At 70.4% G+C, this 22,935-nt stretch carries 22 protein-coding genes; 11 read left to right on the forward strand and 11 right to left on the reverse strand.

Annotated elements, in window-relative coordinates; translation table 11 throughout:
* Positions 1-18 precede the first annotated feature (18 nt).
* A complete protein-coding gene (locus GV790_RS04025; protein WP_163810618.1) occupies positions 19-585 on the reverse strand; it encodes a histidine phosphatase family protein in 567 nt (188 codons plus the stop codon).
* 40 nt (positions 586-625) lie between these two features.
* A complete protein-coding gene (locus GV790_RS04030; RefSeq protein WP_163810620.1) occupies positions 626-1,597 on the reverse strand; it encodes a 5'-3' exonuclease in 972 nt (323 codons plus the stop codon).
* A 236-nt stretch (positions 1,598-1,833) separates the two neighbouring features.
* Here GV790_RS04030 and GV790_RS04035 point away from each other — a divergent pair, with 236 nt between their 5' ends.
* The gene (locus GV790_RS04035) at positions 1,834-2,961 is read left to right on the forward strand and encodes a M24 family metallopeptidase (protein WP_163810622.1); all 1,128 of its coding nucleotides are present in this window, start codon (positions 1,834-1,836) and stop codon (positions 2,959-2,961) included.
* A 188-nt stretch (positions 2,962-3,149) separates the two neighbouring features.
* On the opposite strand, the gene GV790_RS04040 is transcribed toward GV790_RS04035, so the two are convergent.
* The gene (locus GV790_RS04040; RefSeq protein WP_163810624.1) at positions 3,150-3,557 is read right to left on the reverse strand and encodes a PPOX class F420-dependent oxidoreductase; all 408 of its coding nucleotides are present in this window, start codon (positions 3,555-3,557) and stop codon (positions 3,150-3,152) included.
* A 164-nt stretch (positions 3,558-3,721) separates the two neighbouring features.
* Between GV790_RS04040 and GV790_RS04045 the strand changes: the two genes are divergently transcribed.
* The 4 genes from GV790_RS04045 to GV790_RS04060 all read left to right on the forward strand — a co-directional run bounded on the left by GV790_RS04045 (position 3,722) and on the right by GV790_RS04060 (position 7,276).
* On the forward strand, positions 3,722-4,486 hold the full coding sequence (locus GV790_RS04045; RefSeq protein ID WP_163810627.1) for an SDR family NAD(P)-dependent oxidoreductase: 765 nt from the start codon (positions 3,722-3,724) through the stop codon (positions 4,484-4,486).
* 40 nt (positions 4,487-4,526) lie between these two features.
* Positions 4,527-5,777: a precorrin-6y C5,15-methyltransferase (decarboxylating) subunit CbiE gene (cbiE, locus tag GV790_RS04050; protein WP_163810629.1), complete on the forward strand. Its 1,251-nt coding sequence runs from the start codon at positions 4,527-4,529 to the stop codon at positions 5,775-5,777.
* A 108-nt stretch (positions 5,778-5,885) separates the two neighbouring features.
* Positions 5,886-6,509: a hypothetical protein gene (locus tag GV790_RS04055; protein ID WP_163810632.1), complete on the forward strand. Its 624-nt coding sequence runs from the start codon at positions 5,886-5,888 to the stop codon at positions 6,507-6,509.
* A complete protein-coding gene (locus GV790_RS04060) occupies positions 6,506-7,276 on the forward strand; it encodes a cobalt-precorrin-6A reductase (protein WP_163811086.1) in 771 nt (256 codons plus the stop codon). The genes GV790_RS04055 and GV790_RS04060 overlap by 4 nt, the downstream gene beginning before the upstream one ends.
* A gap of 10 nt (positions 7,277-7,286) precedes the next feature.
* Here GV790_RS04060 and GV790_RS04065 read toward each other — a convergent pair whose 3' ends face one another.
* The 5 genes from GV790_RS04065 to cobG form a co-directional block, all read right to left on the reverse strand.
* On the reverse strand, positions 7,287-7,931 hold the full coding sequence (locus GV790_RS04065) for a dihydrofolate reductase family protein (protein WP_163810634.1): 645 nt from the start codon (positions 7,929-7,931) through the stop codon (positions 7,287-7,289).
* Between the two features lie 233 nt (positions 7,932-8,164).
* Complete coding sequence (locus GV790_RS04070) at positions 8,165-8,791, reverse strand: PadR family transcriptional regulator (protein ID WP_309138977.1); 627 nt, start codon at positions 8,789-8,791, stop codon at positions 8,165-8,167.
* A gap of 75 nt (positions 8,792-8,866) precedes the next feature.
* Complete coding sequence (locus GV790_RS04075; RefSeq protein ID WP_163810636.1) at positions 8,867-10,462, reverse strand: precorrin-2 C(20)-methyltransferase; 1,596 nt, start codon at positions 10,460-10,462, stop codon at positions 8,867-8,869.
* A complete protein-coding gene (locus GV790_RS04080; protein WP_163810638.1) occupies positions 10,459-11,094 on the reverse strand; it encodes a precorrin-8X methylmutase in 636 nt (211 codons plus the stop codon). Before GV790_RS04080 ends, GV790_RS04075 begins: the two co-directional genes overlap by 4 nt.
* Before the next feature lie 212 nt (positions 11,095-11,306).
* Positions 11,307-12,485: a precorrin-3B synthase gene (gene cobG / locus GV790_RS04085; RefSeq protein ID WP_163810640.1), complete on the reverse strand. Its 1,179-nt coding sequence runs from the start codon at positions 12,483-12,485 to the stop codon at positions 11,307-11,309.
* 518 nt (positions 12,486-13,003) lie between these two features.
* Between cobG and GV790_RS04090 the strand changes: the two genes are divergently transcribed.
* Together GV790_RS04090 and GV790_RS04095 are read left to right on the forward strand one after the other, a co-directional pair.
* Positions 13,004-13,435, forward strand: a complete 432-nt coding sequence (locus GV790_RS04090) for an SRPBCC domain-containing protein (protein WP_163810642.1) — start codon at positions 13,004-13,006, stop codon at positions 13,433-13,435.
* Positions 13,425-13,757 (forward strand): ArsR/SmtB family transcription factor, encoded by a 333-nt coding sequence (locus tag GV790_RS04095; RefSeq protein ID WP_163810644.1) that lies wholly within the window; start codon positions 13,425-13,427, stop codon positions 13,755-13,757. The genes GV790_RS04090 and GV790_RS04095 overlap by 11 nt, the downstream gene beginning before the upstream one ends.
* A 40-nt stretch (positions 13,758-13,797) precedes the next feature.
* Here the strand turns inward: GV790_RS04095 and GV790_RS04100 are convergent, their stop codons facing one another.
* Positions 13,798-14,616: an alpha/beta fold hydrolase gene (locus GV790_RS04100; RefSeq protein WP_163810646.1), complete on the reverse strand. Its 819-nt coding sequence runs from the start codon at positions 14,614-14,616 to the stop codon at positions 13,798-13,800.
* A gap of 77 nt (positions 14,617-14,693) precedes the next feature.
* Between GV790_RS04100 and GV790_RS04105 the strand changes: the two genes are divergently transcribed.
* A complete protein-coding gene (locus GV790_RS04105) occupies positions 14,694-15,527 on the forward strand; it encodes a helix-turn-helix domain-containing protein (RefSeq protein WP_256673017.1) in 834 nt (277 codons plus the stop codon).
* On the opposite strand, the gene GV790_RS04110 is transcribed toward GV790_RS04105, so the two are convergent.
* Both GV790_RS04110 and GV790_RS04115 read right to left on the reverse strand, forming a co-directional pair.
* On the reverse strand, positions 15,517-16,605 hold the full coding sequence (locus GV790_RS04110; protein ID WP_163810648.1) for an NAD(P)-dependent alcohol dehydrogenase: 1,089 nt from the start codon (positions 16,603-16,605) through the stop codon (positions 15,517-15,519). The two genes, GV790_RS04105 and GV790_RS04110, sit on opposite strands and share 11 nt — an antisense overlap.
* Positions 16,605-17,066, reverse strand: coding sequence for a DUF4334 domain-containing protein (locus GV790_RS04115; protein WP_163810650.1), 462 nt, complete (start codon positions 17,064-17,066; stop codon positions 16,605-16,607). Before GV790_RS04115 ends, GV790_RS04110 begins: the two co-directional genes overlap by 1 nt.
* A gap of 89 nt (positions 17,067-17,155) precedes the next feature.
* On the opposite strand from GV790_RS04115, the gene GV790_RS04120 reads away from it, so the two are divergent.
* The 3 genes from GV790_RS04120 (at position 17,156) to cobN (ending at position 22,843) form a co-directional block, all read left to right on the forward strand.
* Positions 17,156-17,725, forward strand: a complete 570-nt coding sequence (locus GV790_RS04120; protein ID WP_163810652.1) for a TetR family transcriptional regulator — start codon at positions 17,156-17,158, stop codon at positions 17,723-17,725.
* A 47-nt stretch (positions 17,726-17,772) separates the two neighbouring features.
* Positions 17,773-18,828: an NADP-dependent oxidoreductase gene (locus tag GV790_RS04125; RefSeq protein ID WP_163810654.1), complete on the forward strand. Its 1,056-nt coding sequence runs from the start codon at positions 17,773-17,775 to the stop codon at positions 18,826-18,828.
* Between the two features lie 313 nt (positions 18,829-19,141).
* A complete protein-coding gene (gene cobN / locus GV790_RS04130) occupies positions 19,142-22,843 on the forward strand; it encodes a cobaltochelatase subunit CobN (protein ID WP_163810656.1) in 3,702 nt (1,233 codons plus the stop codon).
* Positions 22,844-22,935: the final 92 nt, after the last annotated feature.

Here is a 22,935-nt window from a genome sequence, read left to right on the forward strand (position 1 = left end):
GAGAATGTCGGGTGCGCCTCAGAGCCCGGGGCCCGCGACGACCACCGCACCGCTCGGATCGAACTCCAATCGGTAAATCGCCGGCATCGGCATGGCCCGCACGAACGGCCACCCGATGCCGGCGATTCCGTATCCGGCCAGTGCGGCGGCGATGAACGTCCCGCGGCTGCCGACAACGATCGGCCCACCGGCTGCCTCCGCCCATCGACTCAGCGCTGACACCGCCCGCTCCGACAACTGGCGCAGGCTTTCACCACCCGGCCGAGCCGTCTCCGGTCGTGCCCAACTCCGCGCGTACCAGCGCGCGTAGTCCGGCGTCGGCGCGATCCCCGAATCCCATTCCCGCAGCGCACTATCCGTCCGCACGGCGCGGCCCGCCGCCTGTGCGGTGGGCGCAACGGTCTGCACCGCACGCAGATACGGGCTCGACGCCACTACGGTCGGACCGCAGGCGAGCAGCTCGCAGACCAGTCGCCGAGCCGAGCGGCGGCCCGCGGCGGTCAGCGCGCGACGGTGGTCGTCGGGTCCGTCGGCGCGGGGTATCCCGGCGTCGGCGTGCCGGACGAGCAGCAGTGTCGGTCGCATGCATCGATTGTGCGGGCCGCGGGGCCCGGCTACGGGCTGTTCAGCCGCGGGGCGCGCCCATGGCGGTGATGAGGCGGGTGATGGGGCTGTCCGCGTTGTAGGTGACGGCGAGTTCGCGCAGGCGGTCGAGGTCTGCGGGGGTGGTGGGGAGAATGTCGGGGCGCGAGAGGGCGACGTCGGCGTCGCGGACCACCCGGACCACCGGGGCGGCGGCGGACAGATAGGCCTCGGCGGCACGGAGTTTGGTGCGGATGCCCTGGGAGAGATCTGCGGCCGGATCGTCGACGGCGGCACGCAACGCATCCAGCGACCCGAAGCGGGTGATGAGTGTGGAGGCCGATTTCTCACCGATACCGGGAACACCGGGCAGGCCGTCGGAGGCGTCGCCGCGCAACGTCGCCATATCGGCGTAGGCGGGGCCCGCATTCTCCAGCGGCACACCGTATTTCGCGGATACCTCGGCCGGTCCGAACAGCTCGGCCTTCGCCAGCCCACGACCCACGTAGAGCACGCGGACCGGGGGCGCCGGGGTATCGCGGACGAGCTGGAGCAGATCGCGGTCGCCGCTCACCACGATCACCTCATCGGTCTGCTCGCGGGTCGCGAGTGTGCCGAGCACATCATCGGCTTCGAGGCCTTCGGCGCCGCCGGTGGCGATGCCTGCCGCCGCCAGCACGTCGAGGATCATCGCCACCTGCGGAGTGAGCCGATCGGGCACTTCCTCGGCACCCGGCGCCGCCTCGGCGGAGGTGTCGAGGCGATGGGTCTTGTACGTGGGCACCAGATCGACCCGGAACCGGGGCCGCCAATCCAGATCCAGGCCGACCACGAGCCTGCTGGGGGAGTGGCGGGTGATCAGGGCGGCGACCATATCGGTGAAGCCGCGCAGCGCGTTCACCGAGCGGCCGTCGGGGGCGGTGATCTTCTCCGGGATCGCGTGGAAGGCGCGGAACCAGAGGCTGGCCCCGTCGAGCAGCAGCAGGGGACCGGTAGCGGGAGCGGCTGACGTCACGGGCCGAGGTTACCCGCCGGGGGCGACAGGGCCGGAGGGAAACACCGGGCCGGGGCCGTCGCGGACAGCAGCGTGGGACAAGGATCCGGCTCGGCGGTGCGCGCCGCGCACCCGGGTGGCAGTGCGGTCGTCGCCGGATCCGGCGCCGGCCGCCGGGCCTACGTAGCGACCTCATAGCAACACTGAACGCCCAGAGTGGATCCGAGCGGACCCTCGGACGGGTAACGTCGGGCGGTATGAGCTCGCACACGGATTCACGATTCGCGGCGGACGTCTACGCCGACCGGCTCGAGCGCGCGGTGCAGTCGATGCGCAACGCTCACCTGGACGCGCTGCTCATCACGCCCGGGCCGGATCTGCGCTATCTGATCGGTTCGGCCGCCGATTCGTTCGAGCGGCTGACCTGCCTGGTGATCCCCGCCGACAAGGGCACGCCTTCGGTGGTGATCCCCAAGCTGGAACTGGCCGCGCTGGACGGTTCCGCGGTGTCGGACCTGGGTTTGCAGGTCCACGATTGGGTTGACGGTGTCGACCCGTACCAGATCGTGAAGTCGACGTTGCACGTCGGCTCCCGCGTCGCGGTCAGCGACTCCATGCCCGCCCTGCACCTGATTCCGCTGGCCGAATCCTTCAGCGGCCTGCCGGCCTCGGCCACACCCGTGCTGCGCGAACTGCGCATGATCAAGGACGCCGCCGAGATCGAGGCGCTGCGGGAAGCGGGCGCCGCCATCGACCGGGTGCACGCCCGGATGGGGGAATGGCTGCTGCCCGGGCGCACCGAAGCCGAGGTGGCCGAGGATATCGAGCGCGCGATCATCGCCGAGGGCCATACCGAGGCCGAGTTCATCATCGTCGGCAGCGGCCCGAACGGCGCCATCCCGCATCACACGAAATCGGAGCGGCGGTTGCAGCAAGGCGACGTCGTCGTCATCGATATCGGCGGCCCGGTGGCTTCCGGGTACAACTCCGATTGCACCCGCACCTACGTCCTCGGCGAGCCCCGCGCCGAGGTGGCCACCCGCTACGCCGAGCTGGAAGAAGCGCAAGCGGCGGCCGTCGCGGCGGTGCGCCCCGGCGTCACCGCCGAATCGGTGGACGCCGCCGCCCGCGAACCGCTGAAGGCCGCGGGTCTCGGCGATGCGTTCCTGCACCGCACCGGGCACGGGATCGGCCTGTCGGTGCATGAGGAGCCCTACATCGTCGCGGGCAACGAGCTCGAAATGCGGCCCGGCATGGCGTTCAGCGTCGAACCTGGCATCTACTTCCGCGGTGAGTGGGGCGCCCGCATCGAGGACATCGTCGTGGTCACCGAGGACGGCGCCGAACCGATGAATCAGCGCCCACACGGGCTCACGGTGCTCTGAGCCGAGGACCCCCGATGTGGGGTGTCACCGGCTCGCGGGTGGCGGTCCGCGCCTGACGATCCAGCGTCGGCAGTCGACCACTGCGCCGGGTTGTGGACCGCAATCGGTGTGCGGGACGTGCGCGCCTGGCGATCCGGCGTCATCAATCGACCTCCGCGCCGGGCCGCCCGCTCACTCGTTGCCGATGCTCACTCCGCGCGCAAGGTGCTGCTGGACAGCATCCGCTGCACCTGGATGGCAATGACCACGCGCGTCGGGTTTTCCCGCGGCACCCGGTAGCGCCCCGCGTACCGTTGCACCGCCTCGCCGACGCTGACCGGATCGTCGAGCACCGTCGCCGGGCCTTCCAGCGTCAGCCAGCGGATCCCGTCGACTTGACTGACCGCCGCGTACCCCGAGCGCCGGACATTGCGCACCTTCACCGACCCGTCGTTGGTGATGATGCGCGCGATCCCGGCCTCGGCGTCCCAGGTGAACCCGACGGCCACCACGTGCGGTGTTCCGTCGGCGCGCAGTGTGGTGAGAGTGGCCAGATGTCGTTCGGTCACGAACTCGACAGCGGCAGGGGAGAGTTGGACAGCAGCACCGATCGCCATGCCTCGACCGTAGCGACCTACGTAGTGCGAGCTGTCACCGCATCGGCTCGAGGGCTGCGCCCCGCCCCCGCCGCAGGCCTCCGAAAGGCCGACACCGGGGATCGGGGCAGTCGATAGCCGTTCGTGGTTGCGATCAGCCGCGGCCGGGATGACAGGATGGGCGCATGGGACGGCGTAGTGCGCGAGAACTCGACGCGGGGACGGTGCTGGTGCTCGGCGGGCGCAGCGAAATCGGGCTCGAAGTGGCGCGGCGGGTGGCGGCGGGGCGGACCGTCGTGCTCGCGGCGCGGCGCAGCGGGGACCTCGCGGGCGAGACGGCGGCGATCGAAGCCGCTGGCGCGTCGGCGGTGCACTGCGTGGAATTCGATGCCGACGACACCGCGAGCCATCCCGCACTGCTGGAGAAGATCGCCGCCGAACACGGGCCGCTCGGGGTCGTGGTGGTGGCCTTCGGCATCCTCGGCGATCAAGCGCGCGCCGAGCGCGATCCGGCGCACGCGCTCGCGGTGGTGCACACCGATTTCACCGCACAGGTCAGTGTGCTGACGGTGCTGGCGAACCTGCTGCGCGCCCAGGGCAGCGGGCAGCTCGTGGTCTTCAGCTCCATCGCCGGCGTGCGAGTGCGGCGCGCGAACTATGTCTACGGTTCGGCCAAAGCCGGCCTGGACGGGTTCGCCAGCGGGCTCGGTGACGCCCTGCACGGCACGGGCGTGCACCTGATGCTGGTGCGGTCCGGATTCGTCATCGGACGGATGACCGAGGGAATGGCGCCGGCGCCGTTCTCCAGCACGCCGGGTCAGGTCGCCGAGGCCGTCGTCACGGGTCTGCGTCGGCGAGCGGAGCGGGTCGTGGTGCCCGGCATCCTGCGGCTGGTGTTCATCGCGTTCCGGATGCTGCCGCAGCCGATCTGGCGCAGGATGCCGCGATGAACAACGGTGCGGTGTCCGGGCCGGTTGCCCCATGGACGCGATGACCGGGCGCCCAGATCCCCTCCGATGGTCCGGCGCTCCCATCGCGGTCGTCGGAATCGGCGCGGACGGATGGGGCGGCCTCGGCGCGACGGCACGAGAGTCGGTCACCCACTGCGACGTGCTGATGGGTTCGCCGCGCCAACTCGCGCTCGTCCCCGACGAGGTGACCGCACAGCGGATCAGCTGGCCGTCCCCGCTGCTGCCCGCACTCGCGGACCTGCTGCGCGCGCACGCCGACGCCCGGATATGCGTGTTGGCCAGCGGTGATCCGATGTTCTACGGCATCGGCGTGACGCTGGCCAAGCTCTTCGGCCCGGCCTCGCTGCGGGTGCTTCCGCAACCGTCGTCGGCGTCGCTGGCCTGCGCGCGGTTGGGCTGGCCGCTCGCCGAGATCCCGGTGGTCTCGATGGTCGGCCGCGCACCGGCGAACCTGCTGCCCGAGCTCACCGACGGGCGCCGCATCCTCGTGCTCAGCGCCGACGCGGGCACCCCCGCCGTCATCGCAGAGCTGCTCAGCCGCAACGGTTTCGGCTCCTCGACGCTCACCGTTCTGGAACAGCTCGGCGGCTCCGGCGAGCGCATTGTCACCGCGACCGCCTCGACCTGGGACGACCCGCGCACGGACCCGCTCAATATCGTGGCGATCGAGGTCGCCGCCGACGCCGATCGGCCCCGCACGACTCGACTGCCCGGGCTGCCCGACATCCTGTACGGCCGCGACACCCAGCTCACCAAATCCGAGATCCGTGCACTCACCCTGAGTGCTCTCGCACCGGCCCCCGGCGAACTGCTCTGGGACGTCGGCGGCGGTTCCGGCAGCATCGCCATCGAATGGTGCCGCACCCACCCCAGCTGCCGGGCGGTGAGTTTCGAACGGCTCGACCAGCGCAGGCAGCGGATCGCGGACAACGCCGCCGCGCTCGGCGCCCCGGCCGTCGAGGTGCGCGGTGAGGTCCGAGCCGAACTCGCGACCGCTGACCTGCCCGTACCCGATGCGATCTTCCTCGGCGGCGGACTCACCCAGGACGGCGTCTTCGAGACATGCTGGTCACATCTAGGCCAGGGTGGGCGGCTGGTGGCCAATGCGGTGACCGCCGAAACCGAGGCCATGCTGGTCGGTCTCGCCGCCGCGCACGGCGGTGAGCTGCGCAAATTCCAGGTCTACCGGGCCGAGCCCCTCGGCGGGTTCACCGCGTGGCGGCCGCAGCTGCCGGTGGCGCAATGGTCGGTGGTCAAGGGCTCGGCCTGAGCGGCGATCCGGTCGTGCCCACGGGTGAAACAGGGCTGTTCCACGCGGTAGGGTCTGGTCCGAGTTCCGATCGCGATCGGAAACCGAATTTCCTGACCGGGGAGTTACATGAAGTACAAGAAGTTCGCCGCCACCGCTCTTCTCGCGGTCGCCGCCACCGGGGTCAGCGCAGGAACCTCCTACGCCGCTCCTTCGCCCACCCCGCCCGCCGCCCAGGACCAGAGCACCGCGGTGCCAACGGTCACCGGCGAAGACCAGGGCGTCGACTACACCCTCGAGCTCGCCGAGGCCGGCAAGTCGCTGGTCACCACCGTGACCGGGGGCGCCTTCAGCCTCGACACCGACGACAAGACGGTGACGTTGAAGAACGCCGACGGCGCCGTCGTCACCACGATCCCGCTGACCGCCACCGCCAAGGGGCAGCCGGTCGAGATCGCCGCGAGCGTCGACGCCGACGGCAGCAAGCTCACCCTGACCCCGCAGGTCACCCCGACCGCGGCAGCGCCGAGCCAGGCCGAGTTCATCTCTGCCCAGGGCTGGTTCATGGCCGAACTGCAGCGGGCCTCGCTCGGTGCGCTGGTCGGCGGCCTGATCGGCGCCGCGGTGGGCATCCTGTTCTTCGGTGTCGGCATCCTGCCCGGCGCGGTGCTCGGCGCCATCATCGGCCTCGCGGTCGCGGGTGGCCCGGAGCTGCTCAACGCGGGCCTGGCCTACTTCAGCGGCCAGCCCTGAACATCCTGATCCTGGGCGGAACCCGGCAGGCCCGGGAACTGGCCCGCATCGCCTCCGGCGAGCGAGGATTCGCGATCGTCTCCTCGCTCGCCGGACGTGTTCGCGACCCCCTCCTGCCGCCCGGCGAGGTCCGCGTCGGCGGGTTCGGCGGACCACAGGGCCTGCGCGAGTTCCTGCTGACCCGGCGGATCGATGCCGTCGTCGACGCGACCCACCCGTTCGCCGACACCATCACCGGCAATGCGGCGATCGCCTGCCGCGCCGCCGGCACTCCCTTGCTGCGGCTGAGCCGCCCGGGCTGGTCGGCCGGTCCGGGCGACACCTGGATTCGCGTGCCCGACCTCGCGGCCGCGGCCGCGCGAGTCACCGAGTTGGGGGAGCGGGTATTTCTCACCATCGGACGCCAGGGTGTCGGCGCGTTCGCCGGCCATCGCGCTCAGTGGTTCCTCATCCGCGCCATCGACGCACCCGAAACGGCGTTGCCGCCGCGCCACGAATTGCTGCTCGCGCGTGGGCCTTTCAGTGTCGAAGCGGAGTCCGAACTCCTGGCCTGGCACCGGATCGACGTCCTCGTCACCAAGGACAGCGGAGGCGCCGATACCGCCGCGAAACTCACGGCCGCGCGCGCGGCGCGGCTGCCGGTGCTGATGATCGACCGGCCCGCGCTCCCCGCGGGCATCGAGGTCGTCGCTACCGTTGCCGATGCGGTGAAGTGGTTACATCGTCGCGGGGACAGCGGCGCTCGACCAGGGCTCGTGGACTCGTGACGGTGGGCGTTCACCGCCGCCAGAAGAAGTGGTGCACCACCCCGCTGGGGCTCGGAATCCGCTCGAGATGAAAACGATCGGTCAGTTCGTCCGGGCTCGACCACAACCGTTCCCCCTTGCCCAGTTCGACGGGCGCGACCACCACGTGCAGTTGGTCGATGAGATCGGCGTCGAGGAACTGCCGCACCGTGGCCACGCCGCCGCCGATCCGGACATCCTTGCCGTCGGCGGCCTCGAAGGCGCGGGCCAGGGCGTGTTCCGGGGTCGCATCGAGGAAGTGGAACGTGGTGTCGGCCAGCGTGAAGGACGGCCGCGGGTGATGAGTGAGCACGAAAACCGGGGTGCGGAACGGAGGTTCATCGCCCCACCAGCCCTGCCAGTCGTAGTTCTCCCACGGCCCCCGCTGCGGTCCGAACTTGTTGCGCCCCATGATCTCCGCGCCGATATTGTTGGCGTAATCACGAGTGATGTAGTCGTCGAGGCCGTAGGTCCCGCCCGGCTCTGTCCGGTTCACCCAGTGCGCGGTGGCTCCCGCCCAGGACATGAAGTCCGCCGGATTCGCATGCCCGAACGGCCGCTCCAGGCTCTGCCCGACGCCGGCGCCGTACCCATCGCGGGAAATGCTGAAGTTCTGCACCCGCACGAACTGTGTCATCGGAACCCTTTCTGATTGCAATTCGCAAGCAGTTATGAACGTACCGGCACTGCTTCGGCAATGCAACCAGTTGGGAGGACGACTGTCGCGGTTGCGGTCGTCCGGTCTGGTGGTGCGGGTGAGTTGGCTCGACTCAACGTCGCACCGCGCCGATCAACCCCCGAAGCGCGCCCGGCGGGCGGCGGATTCAGGCTGACGGCCGGCCGGATTCGGGCATCGACCGATCGATCACCTCAGTGACCGGCTCCGGTCCGTTCGCCAACCCCGGTGGTGTCATGGAGGCGCGGTCGATCCCGCTGCGGCGACGGCACCGTCGCACCCACCTCGGGGCGGTCGCGGCCGAGGAGGGCGGGGAGGTGGTCGAACCATTCGAGGACGGCGCGTTCGTAGGCGATGCCGAATTCGAGGGTGGCACGTTGGTGGGGGCGCATGCCTGCGCAGTCTTCGCGCAGGTAACCGTCGAGGCGGCGCTGATGGACGTCGCGGCCAGCGGCGATGATCTCGTCCAGATGGGCCGGGTCGAGGTGTTCGCCGAACGACATCGTCAGCAGCAGGGGGACCCGGATGGTTTCGGCGCCGGGGTCGCGGGCGATCCACTCGCGGAAGGCGCCGCGTCCGGCCTCGGTGATCTGGTAGGGAGTGCGTTCGCGGGCACCGGTCTGCCCCTTCTCGACCAGGCCCGCGGCGTCCATGGCGGCGAGCTCGCGGTAGACCTGGCTCTGGGTGATGGTCCAGAAATCGCCGATCCGCTCCTGGGCCAGGTTCACCAGATCCCACCCGGACATCGGGCCCTCGTGCAGGAAGCCGAGGAGGGAGGCGGCCGTCGAGTTCAGCGGTCGTGTCCGCGCGCGGTCCGCCACTCCAGCTCCCTTCAACACTCCATAGTGGAATGTTGACGAGTCTACCCGCTGCCGGAACCGGCTGCGGGCAGCGACTCAGACCTGGTAGCGCCGGGAGGTGTAGACGCGCGGTCCGTCCTCGGTCTCGACGACCGCGGTGGTCGAGGCGCCGATGATGAGCAGCGTCCGCATGTCGACGTCGGACGGGTCGAGATCACCCAGAGAGACCACGCGAACGGATTCGGTGGGGCCGCCGACGTCGCGGCCGATCACCACCGGCGTCAGTGGGGTGCGATGCTCGAGCAACACATCGCGCATGGCGGCCACCTGCCAGGTGCGCTGGCTCGACGCCGGGTTGTAGATGGCGATGGCCATATCCGCGGCCGCGGCCGCGGACAGCCTGCGCGCGACCACCTCCCACGGTTTGAGTCGATCCGACAGCGAGATCATCGCGTAGTCGTGGCCGAGTGGTGCGCCGACCCGGCTCGCGACGGCATTGGCGGCGGTCACCCCTGGCAGCACCCGGACGGGAACCCCCTTCCACTGCGGATCGGCCGATTCCTCGAGCACAGCGGCAGCCATCGCGAAGACGCCCGGGTCGCCGGAGGAGACGACCGCGACCCGCGCACCGTTCTTGGCCAGATCCAATGCCATGGCCGCGCGCTCGGATTCGACCCGGTTGTCGCTGGCGTGCCTGCGCTGGCCGGGACGCACCGGCACGCGGTCGACGTAGGTGGTGTAGCCGACGAGGTCGGTCGCCTCGGCGAGCGCGCGCTCCACTTCCGGGGTCGTCCACGCGGTGGCGCCCGGGCCGAGACCGACCACGACCACTTCGCCGGAATCGGCCGGCTGCTCGGTCGGCGTGATCGGATCGAAGGCCGTCGCCGAATCGGCCACACCGGCATGGCCGGCCGAATGCTGTGCGTCCGAACGATTTCCGGATGGCGCGCTCAGGCGCAACGGCGTGGTCGGTTCCGGTCCGGGCACGATGGCGATGGCGAAGTAGGGGACCTCGTCATCGGCCACGTCGGCGGCGGGCAGCACCCGCTGACGCCCGGTGCTGGCCCGCTCGACGTAGTAGGCCTCGCCCAGCTTGCCGGCATCCGAGAGTGCCCGGCGCACCGCGGGATAGGTGCGGCCGAGCTTCATGACGGCAGCGGCATCGGCGTCGCGCAGGCGTTCGGTGAGTTCGTCGACAGCCATCGTGCCCGGCAGCACGGTCAGCACCTGTTCGCCCTCGACCAACGGGGTGCCGAGTGCCGCCGACGCCGCGCTCACCGAGGTGATGCCGGGGATGATCTCGGCCTCGAACCGGTCGGCCAGCCGCCGGTGCATATGCATGTAGGAGCTGTAGAACAGCGGATCGCCCGCGGCCAGCAGCGCGACGCTGCGCCCGGCGGCCAGGTGAGCGGCCAGTCGTTCGGCGGCCTGCTCGTAGAACTCGTCGATGGCGCCTTGATAGCCGCCGGGGTGATCGGTGGTCTCGGTCGTCACCGGGTAGACGAGATGTTCTTCGAGCTGACCCGGCCGCATGTACGGTTCGGCGATGGCGCGCGAAATGCTGCGGCCGTGCCGTGCGCTGTGGAAGGCGATCACGTCGGCCGCGCCGATGATCCGCGCCGCCTTGACCGTCACCAGTTCCGGGTCGCCGGGGCCGAGCCCGATGCCCCACAGTTTGCCCGCCGTGGTCATTCCTGTTCGCTCGCAATCGCATTCAGTGCCGAGGCGGTGATGGCGCTGCCCCCGCGCCTGCCGCGCACGGTCAGGTAGTCGACCCCGCCGGCCTCGATCAGGGCGTCCTTGGATTCGACGGCGCCGACGAATCCGACCGGGATGCCGAGTACCGCCGCCGGTCGCGGCGCTCCGGCGTCCAGCATGTCGAGCAGGTGGAACAGCGCCGTCGGCGCATTGCCGATGGCGACCACCGCGCCGCCGAGCCGGTCGCGCCACAGTTCCAGCGCGGCCGCCGACCGGGTGGTGCCCAGCCGCTGCGCCAACTCCGGCACTCGTGGGTCGCGCAGCAGGCAGAGCACCTCGTTATCGGCAGGCAGCCGCTTGCGCGTCACCCCGGAGGCCACCATGTTCGCATCACACAGAATCGGCGCCCCCGCCCGCAGGGCCGCCCGCGCCGCAGCAACCACTCCCGGAGTGAACGCGACATCTTCCGCCAAATCCACCTGCCCGCATCCATGGATCATCCGCACCACCACCTGCGCGACATCCGGCGGAAACCCGCTCAGATCCGCCTCGGCGCGGATCGTGGCGAACGACCGCCGATAGATCTCGGCCGCGTCGGTGAGATAACTGGCACGCACGTCGGACATGCCGCTCAGCCTATGACCGGGCCCGCGTGCGCCTTGCCGTGGGTCGACCACGTCGGCTCGCGCCCACGATCACGCAGCCTCGGGGATCCAGATGTCCACCGTCGCGGCCGATGACACGGCCGGTTCAGCGGCCACGTTCCCCCGGCTGCGGGCTGGGGACGGCGCCCGGGCTGGCGCCTGCCGATGATCGGTCGGCAGCCGATTGTGCAGGCCTATTCGATCCGATATCCGTCGGGACCCGCGATGACGTCGGTGATCGGGCCGGTGGGGCGGCCGCAGTGGCGGTCGCAGCCGGACCAGTGTTGGCGGCCCGCGGCGATGATCTGGTCGGCGGGAGTCGGGGCTTCGAGGGAAGGGACCTCGGTGCCGGGTGGGGCGACGCGGCCGGATTCGATGGCGGCGGTGGCGTCGGCGCGGACGTCGGTGTGGGATTTGGCGCAGCCGGGGCGGCCGGCGCAGGCGGTGACCTGCAACCAGGGGGAGTTCGCGTCGAAGATCAGGCCCATGGGGGCGAGCACGCGCACCACCTGCTCAGCGGGCCATTCGTCGAGGTCGGTGAGCACCAGCGAGCGCCAGGGGGTCAGGAAGACGGGGCGCTCGACGGCGGCGAGGAACTCCGCTGTGCGGGCAGGCAAGGAACCCAGGCGCACGCCCGCGCCCAGCGCGACCAGGCCGTTGTCCTGCGGGAGCCAACCGATCGGAGGGGGCGGCGCGGCGGAGATGTCCACACGCGCCGAGACCGGCGTGAGCCCGAGTGACTCGACGAGACGTTCGGCGCCGTCCTCGATCTCGTGCAGGCGCCAGTGGCCGGAGCCGAGCTCGAGGAATCCGTACGCGGCCGCCAGCAGCACGTCTGCGGTATCGGCGGCCGAGACCCGCAGGCCGCTGTCGTGACCGGCGAGCAGGATGGCGAACTCGTCGGCGCCGACGGCGTGCGCACCGATATCGGGGCCGAGCGCGCTGACGTCGCCGCGCCCGTCATCCAGCGCGAAGAGCACCCGTCCGGGCAGGTCCGCGAGCCGCCGCGCCGCACGCAATCCGGCATCGAGGGAGCCCACCAGCGGGTGCACATCCGCGAGCCCGCCGATCCGTCCCGACAGCGGCGAGGCGACGATATTGCGTATCCGCTCGTGTGTACGGCTGGGCAGCAGTCCCGCCGTTTCCAATCGGCCGGTCAGCTCACGGGCATCGCGCACCTGCCGCAGCTGCACGTTGCCGCGTGAGGTGAGTTCGATATTGCCGTCGCCGAGCTCGTCGGCGGCCGCAGCCAGCGCCTGCACCTGGTGCGGTTCCAGCCGTCCGCCGGGCACACGCACGCGCGCCAGCGGTCCATCGGCGGCCTCGTGCAACCGCAACACGCCAGGGCAGGAATCCGAATCAGTGCGCGCCATGATCGGTCCAGCTTACGGGCCTGCCGACGGGCTCGGTCGGCTGTCTCCGGGCGGAGGCCGCTCGCGGGGTTCATCAACGCGCACGGTACCGGCGCCGGCGCGCGACAACGGCCACCAGCGACGGGACCGGTCCCTGGTGACGGCGCCCGGTGACGACCCTGACGGTCACGGCGACGGCCAGGTGACCGCGACCGGATATGGCGACCGGCGACAGCTACTGGTAACGGCCACCGGCGACGACCGGCGACGACAACCGGCGACGACCACCGGCACGACTACCGGCGATGACCGCCGATGACGGCGACCGGCGACCCTCGACTACGGCGACCGGCGACCCTCGACTACGGCGACCGGCGACCCTCGACTACGGCGACCGGCGACCCCTGAGAACGGCGACCCCCGACTACGGCGACCGGGGCGACGCCCGCCTATCGGAGATCGGGGAGCGCCAAACATTGACGCAACCAATCAGTTGCCATACTATTGCAACCGTTGGATTGCTACTAAAGGAGTGCATCATGGGATTTCCTGATCGAATCGAGCGGACCGTCGAGCTGGCGCATCCGCCGGAGAAGGTGTGGACGGCGATTAGCACGGCAGAGGGGCTGGGCACCTGGTTCGGCAATGAGGCGAGCATCGATCTACGCCCCGGCGGCGAGGCCTGGCTGCGCTGGGACGAGCACGGCTCGCACCAACTGCGGGTGGAACGGGTCGAGCGCCCGCGCATCTTCGGTTTCACCTGGCAGATCTACGGCCTGCCCGCCGAGGATCCGCGCCGCACCTACGTGGAGTTCACCCTGGAACCCACCGGCGACGGCACCCGATTGACCGTCGTGGAGACCGGATTCGCGCAACTCGCCGCCGACGAACACAAGACCGCCCATTCCGGCAATGTCGACGGGTGGGCGAAGGAGCTCGGGGAACTGGTGACCTATCTCGATGCTGCCTGAGAACGAGGCGATCGCCGAACAGGTCTTCATCGCACTGGCCGATCCGAGCCGCCGTGCCATCCTGGCGGAGCTGGCCTCGGCAGGGCCCGCCACGGCCACCGATCTGGCCGCCGGGCTCCCGATCACCAGGCAGGCGATCGCGAAACACCTTGCGCTGCTGTCGGAAGCCGGGCTGGTCGTCGCCGAACCGGGCGAGCGTCGCCGTGTGCGTTACCGATTGCATTCGGCGCCCATGCGGGTGGCGCAGCAATTCCTCGCTGCGCTCGCCCGCGATTGGGACAGTCGGCTCGATGTGTTGAAGGACCATCTCGATCGGTCGTGAGGGCGTCGGGCGCGGCCTGCTGGAAGCCGCCCCCGACCGCTTACTGCGCGCGGTCGAGAATCAGGCGGCTCAGCGCGCCGGGGTCCTCCAGCATCGCGATATGCCCGACTCCGCGCAGGTATGCGATCTCAGCGCCCGGCACGGCCTCGTACTGGTGTGCCGATGCGGGATCCCACCGGGGATCGGAATCTCCGAAGATCACCAGAGCCGGCTTGCCGGCGTCGACGAGGCGCTCGGGCACGGACCGCGCGGCGATGTAGTCGCCGTTGGCGGCCAGGATCGCGCGCAGGGTTCGGTAGGACATCCCGCGCAGATCGGCCAGAGCCGCATCCGGCACCGTGACGGGAGCCGCCGCCGTCGCCGCGACGGCCCGGCGGATCATCGAGTCGGTGCGAATCGCCCACACCAGCCGGCCGAAGGGTGGTGTGGACAGCAACCGGACGATCGCGGGCTCGGGAAGCAGCGCCGACAGACTTGGTCCCGTGCTGACCAGGATGAGTTCACCGACCAGGTCTGGCCGCCGCTCCACCAGTGCGGTGGCGACGTACCCGCCGCTGGAATGTCCGACCACCGTCGGGTTCCGGATGCCGAGCTCATCCAGCACCATCGCCGTCCGATCCGCTTGCTGCGCAACGGCGTACGTCGGCGCAGGCGCGGAGCGGCCGCATCCGGGAAGGTCGATCGTGATGACCCGGTAGCCGGTGGTCAGCGACGGAATCACCGGTGCCCAGGTGGCGCCGGTCGCGCCCGAACCGTGGACCAGTAGCACGGGCGGTGCGGCCGGGTCTCCGTCGACGGACACACGCACGCCGTGCACGGTCGTGTCGACACGAGTGCCTGCGGAAATCGAATAACTCATACCGATAGCGTCGCCGCGGATTCGGCGTCGGTATTGAACGAATGTCGGGCCGGCGTGCGGCGGTTAGCCTGGGAACCATGACCGCACCGGCCGGATGGGACTGGAGCCGGGTCGATGTCGTCGTCCCCGCCCGACGCCCCGCTCCGGGCGTCCGGATGGCCGGTTTCCGTTATCGCGACGTCGCTACCGTCGACCTGACGATGATCCCGCACCCCCTGGTCACGCTTCTGATCGATCTCGGTGAGAACGGCATCGTGTACGACGTGCTCGGGCGGCCGATCGCGGGAAGCGCGATCGTCGGCCTGCACGGCGGTGCGATACGTATCGCCGGTGCCGGTTCGGGTGACGTCCTGCAGATCCGCTTGTCGCCCGTGGTCGCGGCGGCGGTGCTGCGCGACACCGACGTCATCGGCGGCGCCGTGACACCGATGGCGCGGCTGTGGGGCAATCGGTCCGCGGAGCTGACCGAGCGACTCCGCTCGGCGCCGTCGTGGGACGACCGGTTCGCCCTCGCCGCCGCGTTCCTGCGCAGCCGGGTACCTGGAAGGTTCGATGTCGCACCGGAGATCGCCTTCGCCTGGGACCAGGCCGTGCGCACCAGAGGTCTGGTCCGGATCCAGGCTCTCGCCGCGGAGACCGGCTGGTCCCGTCAGCGGCTCTGGTCGCGCTTCCGTGCCCATGTCGGGGTGACGCCCAAGCACGCGGCCGAACTCGTGCGTTTCGACCACGCCGCCCATCTGCTGGCGGCAGGGCGCCCGCCCGCCGACGCCGCGGTCGAGGCCGGCTACGCCGACCAATCCCATCTGCACCGTCGCACCAAGGCGATCACCGACCTGACCCCGGCCGCTGTGGCGCGGGCACCGTGGCTCGCGATCGATGACATCGCGTGGCCGCCGGACCTCACCACGTGAGGACGGGTTTGACGACCCGGCCCGCGCGTTGATCCGCGAGCGCGGAACCGATCTCGGTGTGCGGGTAGCAGGCGATGAGCCGCTCCACCGGCAGCAGACCGCGCCCGTGCAGCCGCAGTAGATGCGGAATGAATTCGCCAGGTACCGCATCGCCCTCCAGGCACCCGCGAATAGTCTTGCCGTGCAGCACGATCTCGCTGATATCGATCGGCGGCGTACCGGCGCCCAGCCCGACGGCGACCACCGTCGCACCCGTGGTGAGCGCGGCGACGGCATCACCGAGGACGCTCGCGACGCCGGTGGTGTCGAGGGCATGGGTCGCGCCGCCGCCGGTCAGCTCGCGGATCGCCGGGGTGGTGGGCGATTCCGCCGGGTCGATGGCGGCGTCGGCGCCGAGTTCACGGGCGAGGTCGCGGCGCGCGGCGGATGTTTCCACGACGGCGACACGAACTCCGGGGATCGTCCGGGCGGCCAGTAACGCGGCCATCCCGACCGCGCCCGCACCGTAGATGGTCAACCAGGAGCCGGGCTCCGGGCGGAGGACGTTGAGCACGGCGCCCATGCCGGTTTGGAATCCACACCCGAACGGTGCCGCCACGGCGAGGTCGATCGCGGAGTCGATGACGACGGTGTTGTCCTCGGCGGCGAGTGCGTACCCGGCGAAGCTCGACTGCCCGAAGAAACCGTCCAGCACCGAGGCGCCGTCGACGGTCACTCGTGGCTGCTCGTGCGCGCGCCGGCCGAACTGGTTCAACGCGTTCGCACGCCTGCAGTAGGCCGGACGTCCGGCCCGGCAGTTCGCGCACGCGCCGCAATGCCGGAACGTCAGCACCACGTGATCGCCCGGTCGCACCGAACGCACGTCCGCGCCGACCGCCTCGACCACGCCCGCTCCTTCGTGCCCGAGCAGCACCGGCCGGTCGGCGGCGCCCGCGCGCCGGCTCACCAGGTCGGTGTGGCACACGCCGGCGGCGTGGATCCGCACCAGCACCTCACCGGCGCGTGCTCGGTCGACCTCGACCGTCTCGATCGTGAAGGGCGCGGACGGGTCACGCGAGAGCACCGCGGTCGTGCGCATCAGGACACCCGCTCCAACAGGAAATAGAAGTGCTCACCGCGCGAGAGCACCAGTTCGGGGCGCCCGTTCATGATGCCCATCAGGGTGGTCTCGTCGAGCCACTTGAAATGATCGAAGACCGCGCGCCCGTCGTAGACCATCGTCGCGGTGACCTCGCCGCGGAATTCGATATTCCACAGCGTCGCTTCGCCCTGCCCGAGTTCCACATTCGAGAACAGAGTGCCGTCCTCGGCCCGGCAGATCAGTGGTTTCGCGTCGTCGAGCGCCAGGAACGTCTTGCCGTACCAGCGGCTGGCCGGCAGTGCCCGGCACAGCGGGTGGCCGGTCTGGAACGCGTCACCGCGCCATTCGCCGAGGATGTCCTCGGCGCGGGCGGGCCGCAGCCGGCCCCACAGGTCGTCCAGTTCGGCGGCTGAAACGCCCTCGGTCCGATCCCTGAGTTCCTGCCATCGCGCGGTCATCGTGTCCTCGTCTCGCCGGTTCCAGAACCGTTTGGTTCGCCAACGACCATAGTTCCGAACCAAATGGTTCGGCAAGCTACGATGCCGGCATGCGTGCGGCAGGTGAGGCGACCCGGGAGCGGATTCTCGCGGCGGCCAAGGCCGAGTTCGCGGAGTACGGCATCGCCGGAGCCAGGATCAACCGCATCGCCGCCGCGGCCCGGGCCAGCAAAGACCGGCTCTACGCCTACTTCCCCGGGAAACGCGAGCTCTACCTGGCCGTCACCGAACGCTGGACCGCCGAAACCACGGCCGAAACCGCTCTGCGCGCCGACGATCTGCCCGGCTATGTGGGCCGGCTGTTCGACCATTTCGTCGCGAACCCGGACAACGCGCGCTTACAAGCCTGGTCCGAACTCGAACCCGCCGACGACGAGGACGTCGCCCAGGTCGTGCGCCGCACCATCGACCCGAAACTCGCCGAACTGCGCCGCGGACAGCAGGAAGGGCTGATCACCGCCGACATCCCGGCCCCGGCGCTGCTGCGGATGCTCACCGATCTGGCCCGCACCAGCGCCATGCACGCCGCGGTCGCGGGGCGGCGCGCGGGCGGGACGCAGCGGGCGGCGGCGCATCGGGCCGCGACCGTGCTGGCGGCCCGGCGACTCGTCGCGCCGTAGTGGGCCCGCGTTCCGGGCCGCCGTTTCCGCCGGTGCGCGCGAGGCGCATGATCGAACCACACCGACCCATAGGAGGAACCGTGTCCGTCGAGACCACTCGTATCGTGCTGGCGTCCCGTCCGGTCGGTGCGCCGCAGCCGGAGAACTTCCGCACCGAGACCGCCGAATTGCCCGAGCCCGGTGACGGGCAGGCACTGCTGCAAACGCTGTACCTGTCGCTGGATCCGTACATGCGCGGGCGGATGAGCGATGCACCCTCCTACGCACCGCCGGTGGCGATCGGCGCGACCATGGTCGGCGCCACCGTGTCGCGGGTGCTGGAATCGCGTGACAGTGCGGTGCGGCCCGGCGATATCGTGCTCGGCTACGGCGGCTGGCAGACCCATTCGCTGGAATCGGCGGCCTACCTGCGTCCGCTCGATCCGGCGAAGGCGCCGGTGACCACCGCGCTCGGCGTGCTCGGGATGCCGGGATTCACCGCCTACGCGGGGCTGCGCAATATCGGGAAACCGCAGCCGGGGGAGACGCTGGTCGTGGCCGCCGCCACCGGTCCGGTGGGGTCGGCGGTCGGGCAGATCGCGAAACTGGAGGGTGCCCGCACCGTCGGCATCGCCGGCGGCCCGGAGAAGGTGCGGCTGCTGACCGAGAAGTTCGGCTTCGACGCCGCTATCGACCATCGCGCCGACGACTTCGCCGACCAGCTGGCCGCCGCCACCCCGGACGGCATCGACGTCTATTTCGAGAACGTCGGCGGCGCGGTCCTGGACGCGGTACTGCCGCGGCTCAACAGCTTCGCCCGGATCCCGGTCTGCGGGCTCGCCGCCGCCTACAACGCGACCGAACTCCCGCCGGGCCCCGACCGCCTCGGCCTGCTCATGGGCCTGATCCTGCGCAAGAGCCTCACTGTGCGCGGCTTCATCCAGACCGAATTCGCGCCGACCCAGATGGAGGATTTCCTGCACCAGGCCACCGCCTGGGTCGCCGACGGCCGCCTGGCCTACCTCGAGGACATCGTGGACGGCCTGGACCAGGCGGTGACCGCGTTCCAGGGCCTGCTGGTCGGCAACAATGTGGGCAAGCTGCTGGTGCGCGTCGCCGAGTAGCGGAGCGGCGATACGCGAACCCCCTCCGCCGAGTGATATCCGGGGAAGCGAATGCCGCGCCGATGCCACCGTCCCGGTCGACCCGGATGAGTCGGCCGAGCCGGCGGCGCGACGCGGGCACGAGGACAGCAGGCGTCGGCGGCCCGTCCGCGGGCGATGCGGGCGCCCGGCGGCTCGCGCGGTAGCATCCGGGGGCTCGGCGGGCGATGAGGAAACCGGTGAAATTCCGGTGCGGTCGCGCCACTGTGAACAGCCAGACCCTCTCCGGCGAGCGCTAACCCGCTGGGCGCGTCACCCGAGGAAGGTCTCACCCGTGATCCTGCTGCTGTCCACCTCCGACACCGATCTGCTGAGCGCGCGCGCCAGCGGCGCCGACTACCGGTGGGGCAACCCGGCGCGGCTGCTGGTGGAGGATCTGCCTGCCTTGCTCGACGGCGCCGACCTCGTCATCGTGCGCATCCTCGGCGGCAAACGAGCCTGGGAAGAGGGTCTGGACGCGGTCCGTGCCAGCGGTGTGCCGATGGTCGCCCTCGGCGGTGAACTCGCCCCCGACGCCGAGCTGATGGAATGCTCGACCGTGCCGGCCGGTGTCGCCGCCGACGCGCACAACTACCTGGCCGCGGGCGGTGCGGAGAATCTGCGGCAGCTGCACCACTTCCTCTCCGACACCGTGCTGCTCACCGGGCACGGCTTCGAGCCGCCGGTGCAACTGCCCAGCTGGGGGGAACTCGAGCGCGACGCCGCCGAGGTCGACGGCCCGACCGTCGCGGTCATCTACTACCGCGCCCAGCATCTGGCAGGCAATACCGCCTACATCGACGCGCTGTGCACCGCCATCGAGCAGGCCGGAGCCCGCCCGCTGCCGCTGTACTGCGCCTCGCTGCGCACCGCCGAACCGGAACTGCTCGACACCCTGCGTGCCGCGGACGCCCTGGTCGTCACCGTGCTGGCCGCGGGCGGCACCAAGCCCGCGACCGCCTCGGCCGGCGGTGACGACGAGGCCTGGGATGTCGGGGCGCTCGCCGAACTCGATGTGCCGATCCTGCAGGGCCTGTGCCTGACCAGCGGCCGCGCCCAGTGGGAAGCCAACGACGACGGCCTCTCGCCGCTGGATGTGGCCACCCAGGTGGCGGTGCCCGAATTCGACGGCCGCATCATCACGGTGCCGTTCTCGTTCAAGGAGTTCGACGCCGACGGCTTGTCGACCTACGTCCCGGATCCCGAACGGGCCGCCCGCGTCGCCGGCATCGCGGTCCGCCACGCTCGGCTGCGCCATATCCCGGCCGCGCAGAAGCGGCTCGCGATCATGCTCTCGGCCTATCCGACCAAGCACGCCCGCATCGGCAATGCCGTCGGCCTCGACACCCCCGCCAGCGCGATCCGGCTGCTCACCGAATTGCGCGAAGGCGGTTACGATCTCGGCGACCCGAGCGAGGTTCCAGGTCTGAACGACCGCGACGGCGACGCCTTGATCCACGCCCTCATCGCCGCGGGTGGCCAGGACCCGGACTGGCTCACCGCCGAACAGCTGGAAGGCAACCCGATCCGCATCGGCGCCGCCACCTATACCGCGTGGTTCGAGGGATTGCCGGAGGATCTGCGCGAGGCCGTGGTCGAGGCGTGGGGTCCGCCGCCGGGTGAGCTGTATGTCGACCGTTCCGGCGATCCGGGCGGCGAGATCGTCATCGCGGCCATGCGTTTCGGCAATATCGTGCTGATGGTGCAGCCGCCGCGCGGTTTCGGCGAGAACCCGGTCGCCATCTATCACGACCCCGACCTGCCGCCGAGCCACCACTACCTGGCCGCCTACCGCTGGCTGTCGGCGCCGGAATCGGCGGGCGGATTCGGCGCCGACGCCATGGTGCATCTGGGCAAGCACGGCAATCTGGAATGGCTGCCGGGCAAAACGCTCGGCATGTCCGCCTCCTGCGGCACCGACGCCGCCCTCGGCGATCTGCCGCTGATCTACCCGTTCCTGGTCAACGACCCCGGCGAGGGCACCCAGGCCAAGCGCCGCGCGCACGCCACCCTGGTCGACCATCTGATCCCGCCGATGGCGCGCGCGGAAAGCTACGGCGACATCTCGCGATTGGAACAGCTGCTCGACGAGCACGCCAACATCTCCGCGCTCGACCCGGCCAAGTTGCCCGCGATCCGCCAGCAGATCTGGACGCTCATGCGCGCGGCGAAAATGGACCACGATCTCGGCCTGTCCGAACGCCCCGACGAAGACTCCTTCGACGACATGCTGTTGCACGTCGACGGCTGGCTGTGCGAGATCAAGGACGTGCAGATCCGCGACGGTCTGCACGTGCTCGGCCAGGCGCCCGAGGGCGAGATGGAGCTGGACCTGGTCCTGGCCATGCTGCGCGCCCGCCAGCTGTGGGGTGGTGAACAGAACGTGCCCGGCCTGCGAGAGGCGCTGGGCCTCAGCGAAGCCGGTGACGAGGCCCGGGTGCGAGTCGACGTGGTGGAAGCCCGTGCCCGTGAACTGCTCGCCGCGTTGCAGGCCGAGAACTGGTCGGTCGACGCGGTCGAGTCGCTGGTAAACGACTTCGCGACCGCGATCGACGCGGGCGATTCGTCCCCGTCGACGGACAGCGCCGCTTCGGGTACGGGCGGTGACGCCGTCACCGTCGCGCCGGCAGGTGGCGTCGCCGTGAGCGAGCGGGTGGCGGCGGTGAAGTCCGTGCTGCGGTTCGCCGCGACCGAGGTGGTGCCACGGCTGCGGGAGACGGGCATCGAGATCGCGCGCGTCCTGCATGCTCTCAACGGCGGTTTCATCCCCGCGGGTCCGAGCGGTTCGCCGCTGCGCGGCCTGATCAACGTGCTGCCCACCGGCCGCAACTTCTATTCCGTCGATCCGAAGGCCGTTCCGTCGCGACTGGCCTGGGAAACGGGTCAGGCGATGGCTGATTCGCTGCTCGCGCGCTACCTCGCCGACCACGGTGAATACCCGCGCTCGGTGGGTCTTTCGGTGTGGGGCACCTCCGCGATGCGGACCTCCGGCGACGATATCGCCGAGGTTCTCGCGCTGCTGGGTGTGCGGCCGGTGTGGGATGAGGCGAGCCGCCGCGTCACCTCGCTCGAGGTGATCTCCGCCGAGGAGCTCGGCCGTCCCCGCATCGACGTCACCGTCCGCATCTCGGGTTTCTTCCGCGACGCGTTCCCGCATGTGCTGGCCCTGCTCGACGACGCCGTCCGGCTGGTGGCCGCCCTCGAGGAACCGGCCGAATCGAATTACGTGCGCGCACACGCCCAGGCGGACCTCGCCGAGCACGGCGACGAACGCCGCGCCACCACCCGCATCTTCGGCTCCAAGCCCGGCACGTACGGCGCGGGCCTGCTGCAACTCATCGACTCCAAGAGCTGGCGCACCGACGACGACCTCGCCCAGGTGTACACCACCTGGGGCGGCTACGCCTACGGTCGCGACCTCGACGGTGCGCCCGCCGCCGACGATATGCGCACCGCCTACCGGCGAATCACCGTGGCCGCCAAGAACACCGACACCCGCGAGCACGATATCGCCGACTCCGACGACTACTTCCAGTTCCACGGCGGCATGGTCGCCACGGTCCGTGCACTGACCGGGAAGAATCCGGAGGCCTACATCGGCGACAGCACCCGCCCCGACGCCGTGCGCACCCGCACCCTGTCGGAGGAAACCTCCCGGGTGTTCCGTGCCCGCGTGGTGAATCCGCGCTGGCTGGAGGCCATGCGCAGGCACGGGTACAAGGGCGCGTTCGAGATGGCGGCGACCGTGGACTACCTGTTCGGCTACGACGCCACCACCGATGTGGTCGCGGACTGGATGTATGAGAAGTTGGCGGAAAGCTACGTCTTCGACGAGGTCAACCGCCGGTTCATGGAGCAGTCCAATCCATGGGCGCTGCACGGCATCGCCGAACGCCTGCTCGAGGCGGCCGAGCGCAAACTCTGGGACGCCCCGGAACAGGAGACGTTGGACCGGCTGCGCCAGATCTACCTGGAGACCGAGGGCGAGCTCGAGTAGATCCGGGGCTCGTCACCACGCGGTGCTCGCATCGGCACTCGCATGGCGTGCCGGTGCCACGTGAGGGGTCGGTGCGGAGTGTGCGCCCCGAT

The organism is Nocardia cyriacigeorgica, assembly GCF_010858045.1.
In the GTDB taxonomy this organism is placed as follows: Bacteria; Actinomycetota; Actinomycetes; order Mycobacteriales; family Mycobacteriaceae; genus Nocardia; species Nocardia cyriacigeorgica_E.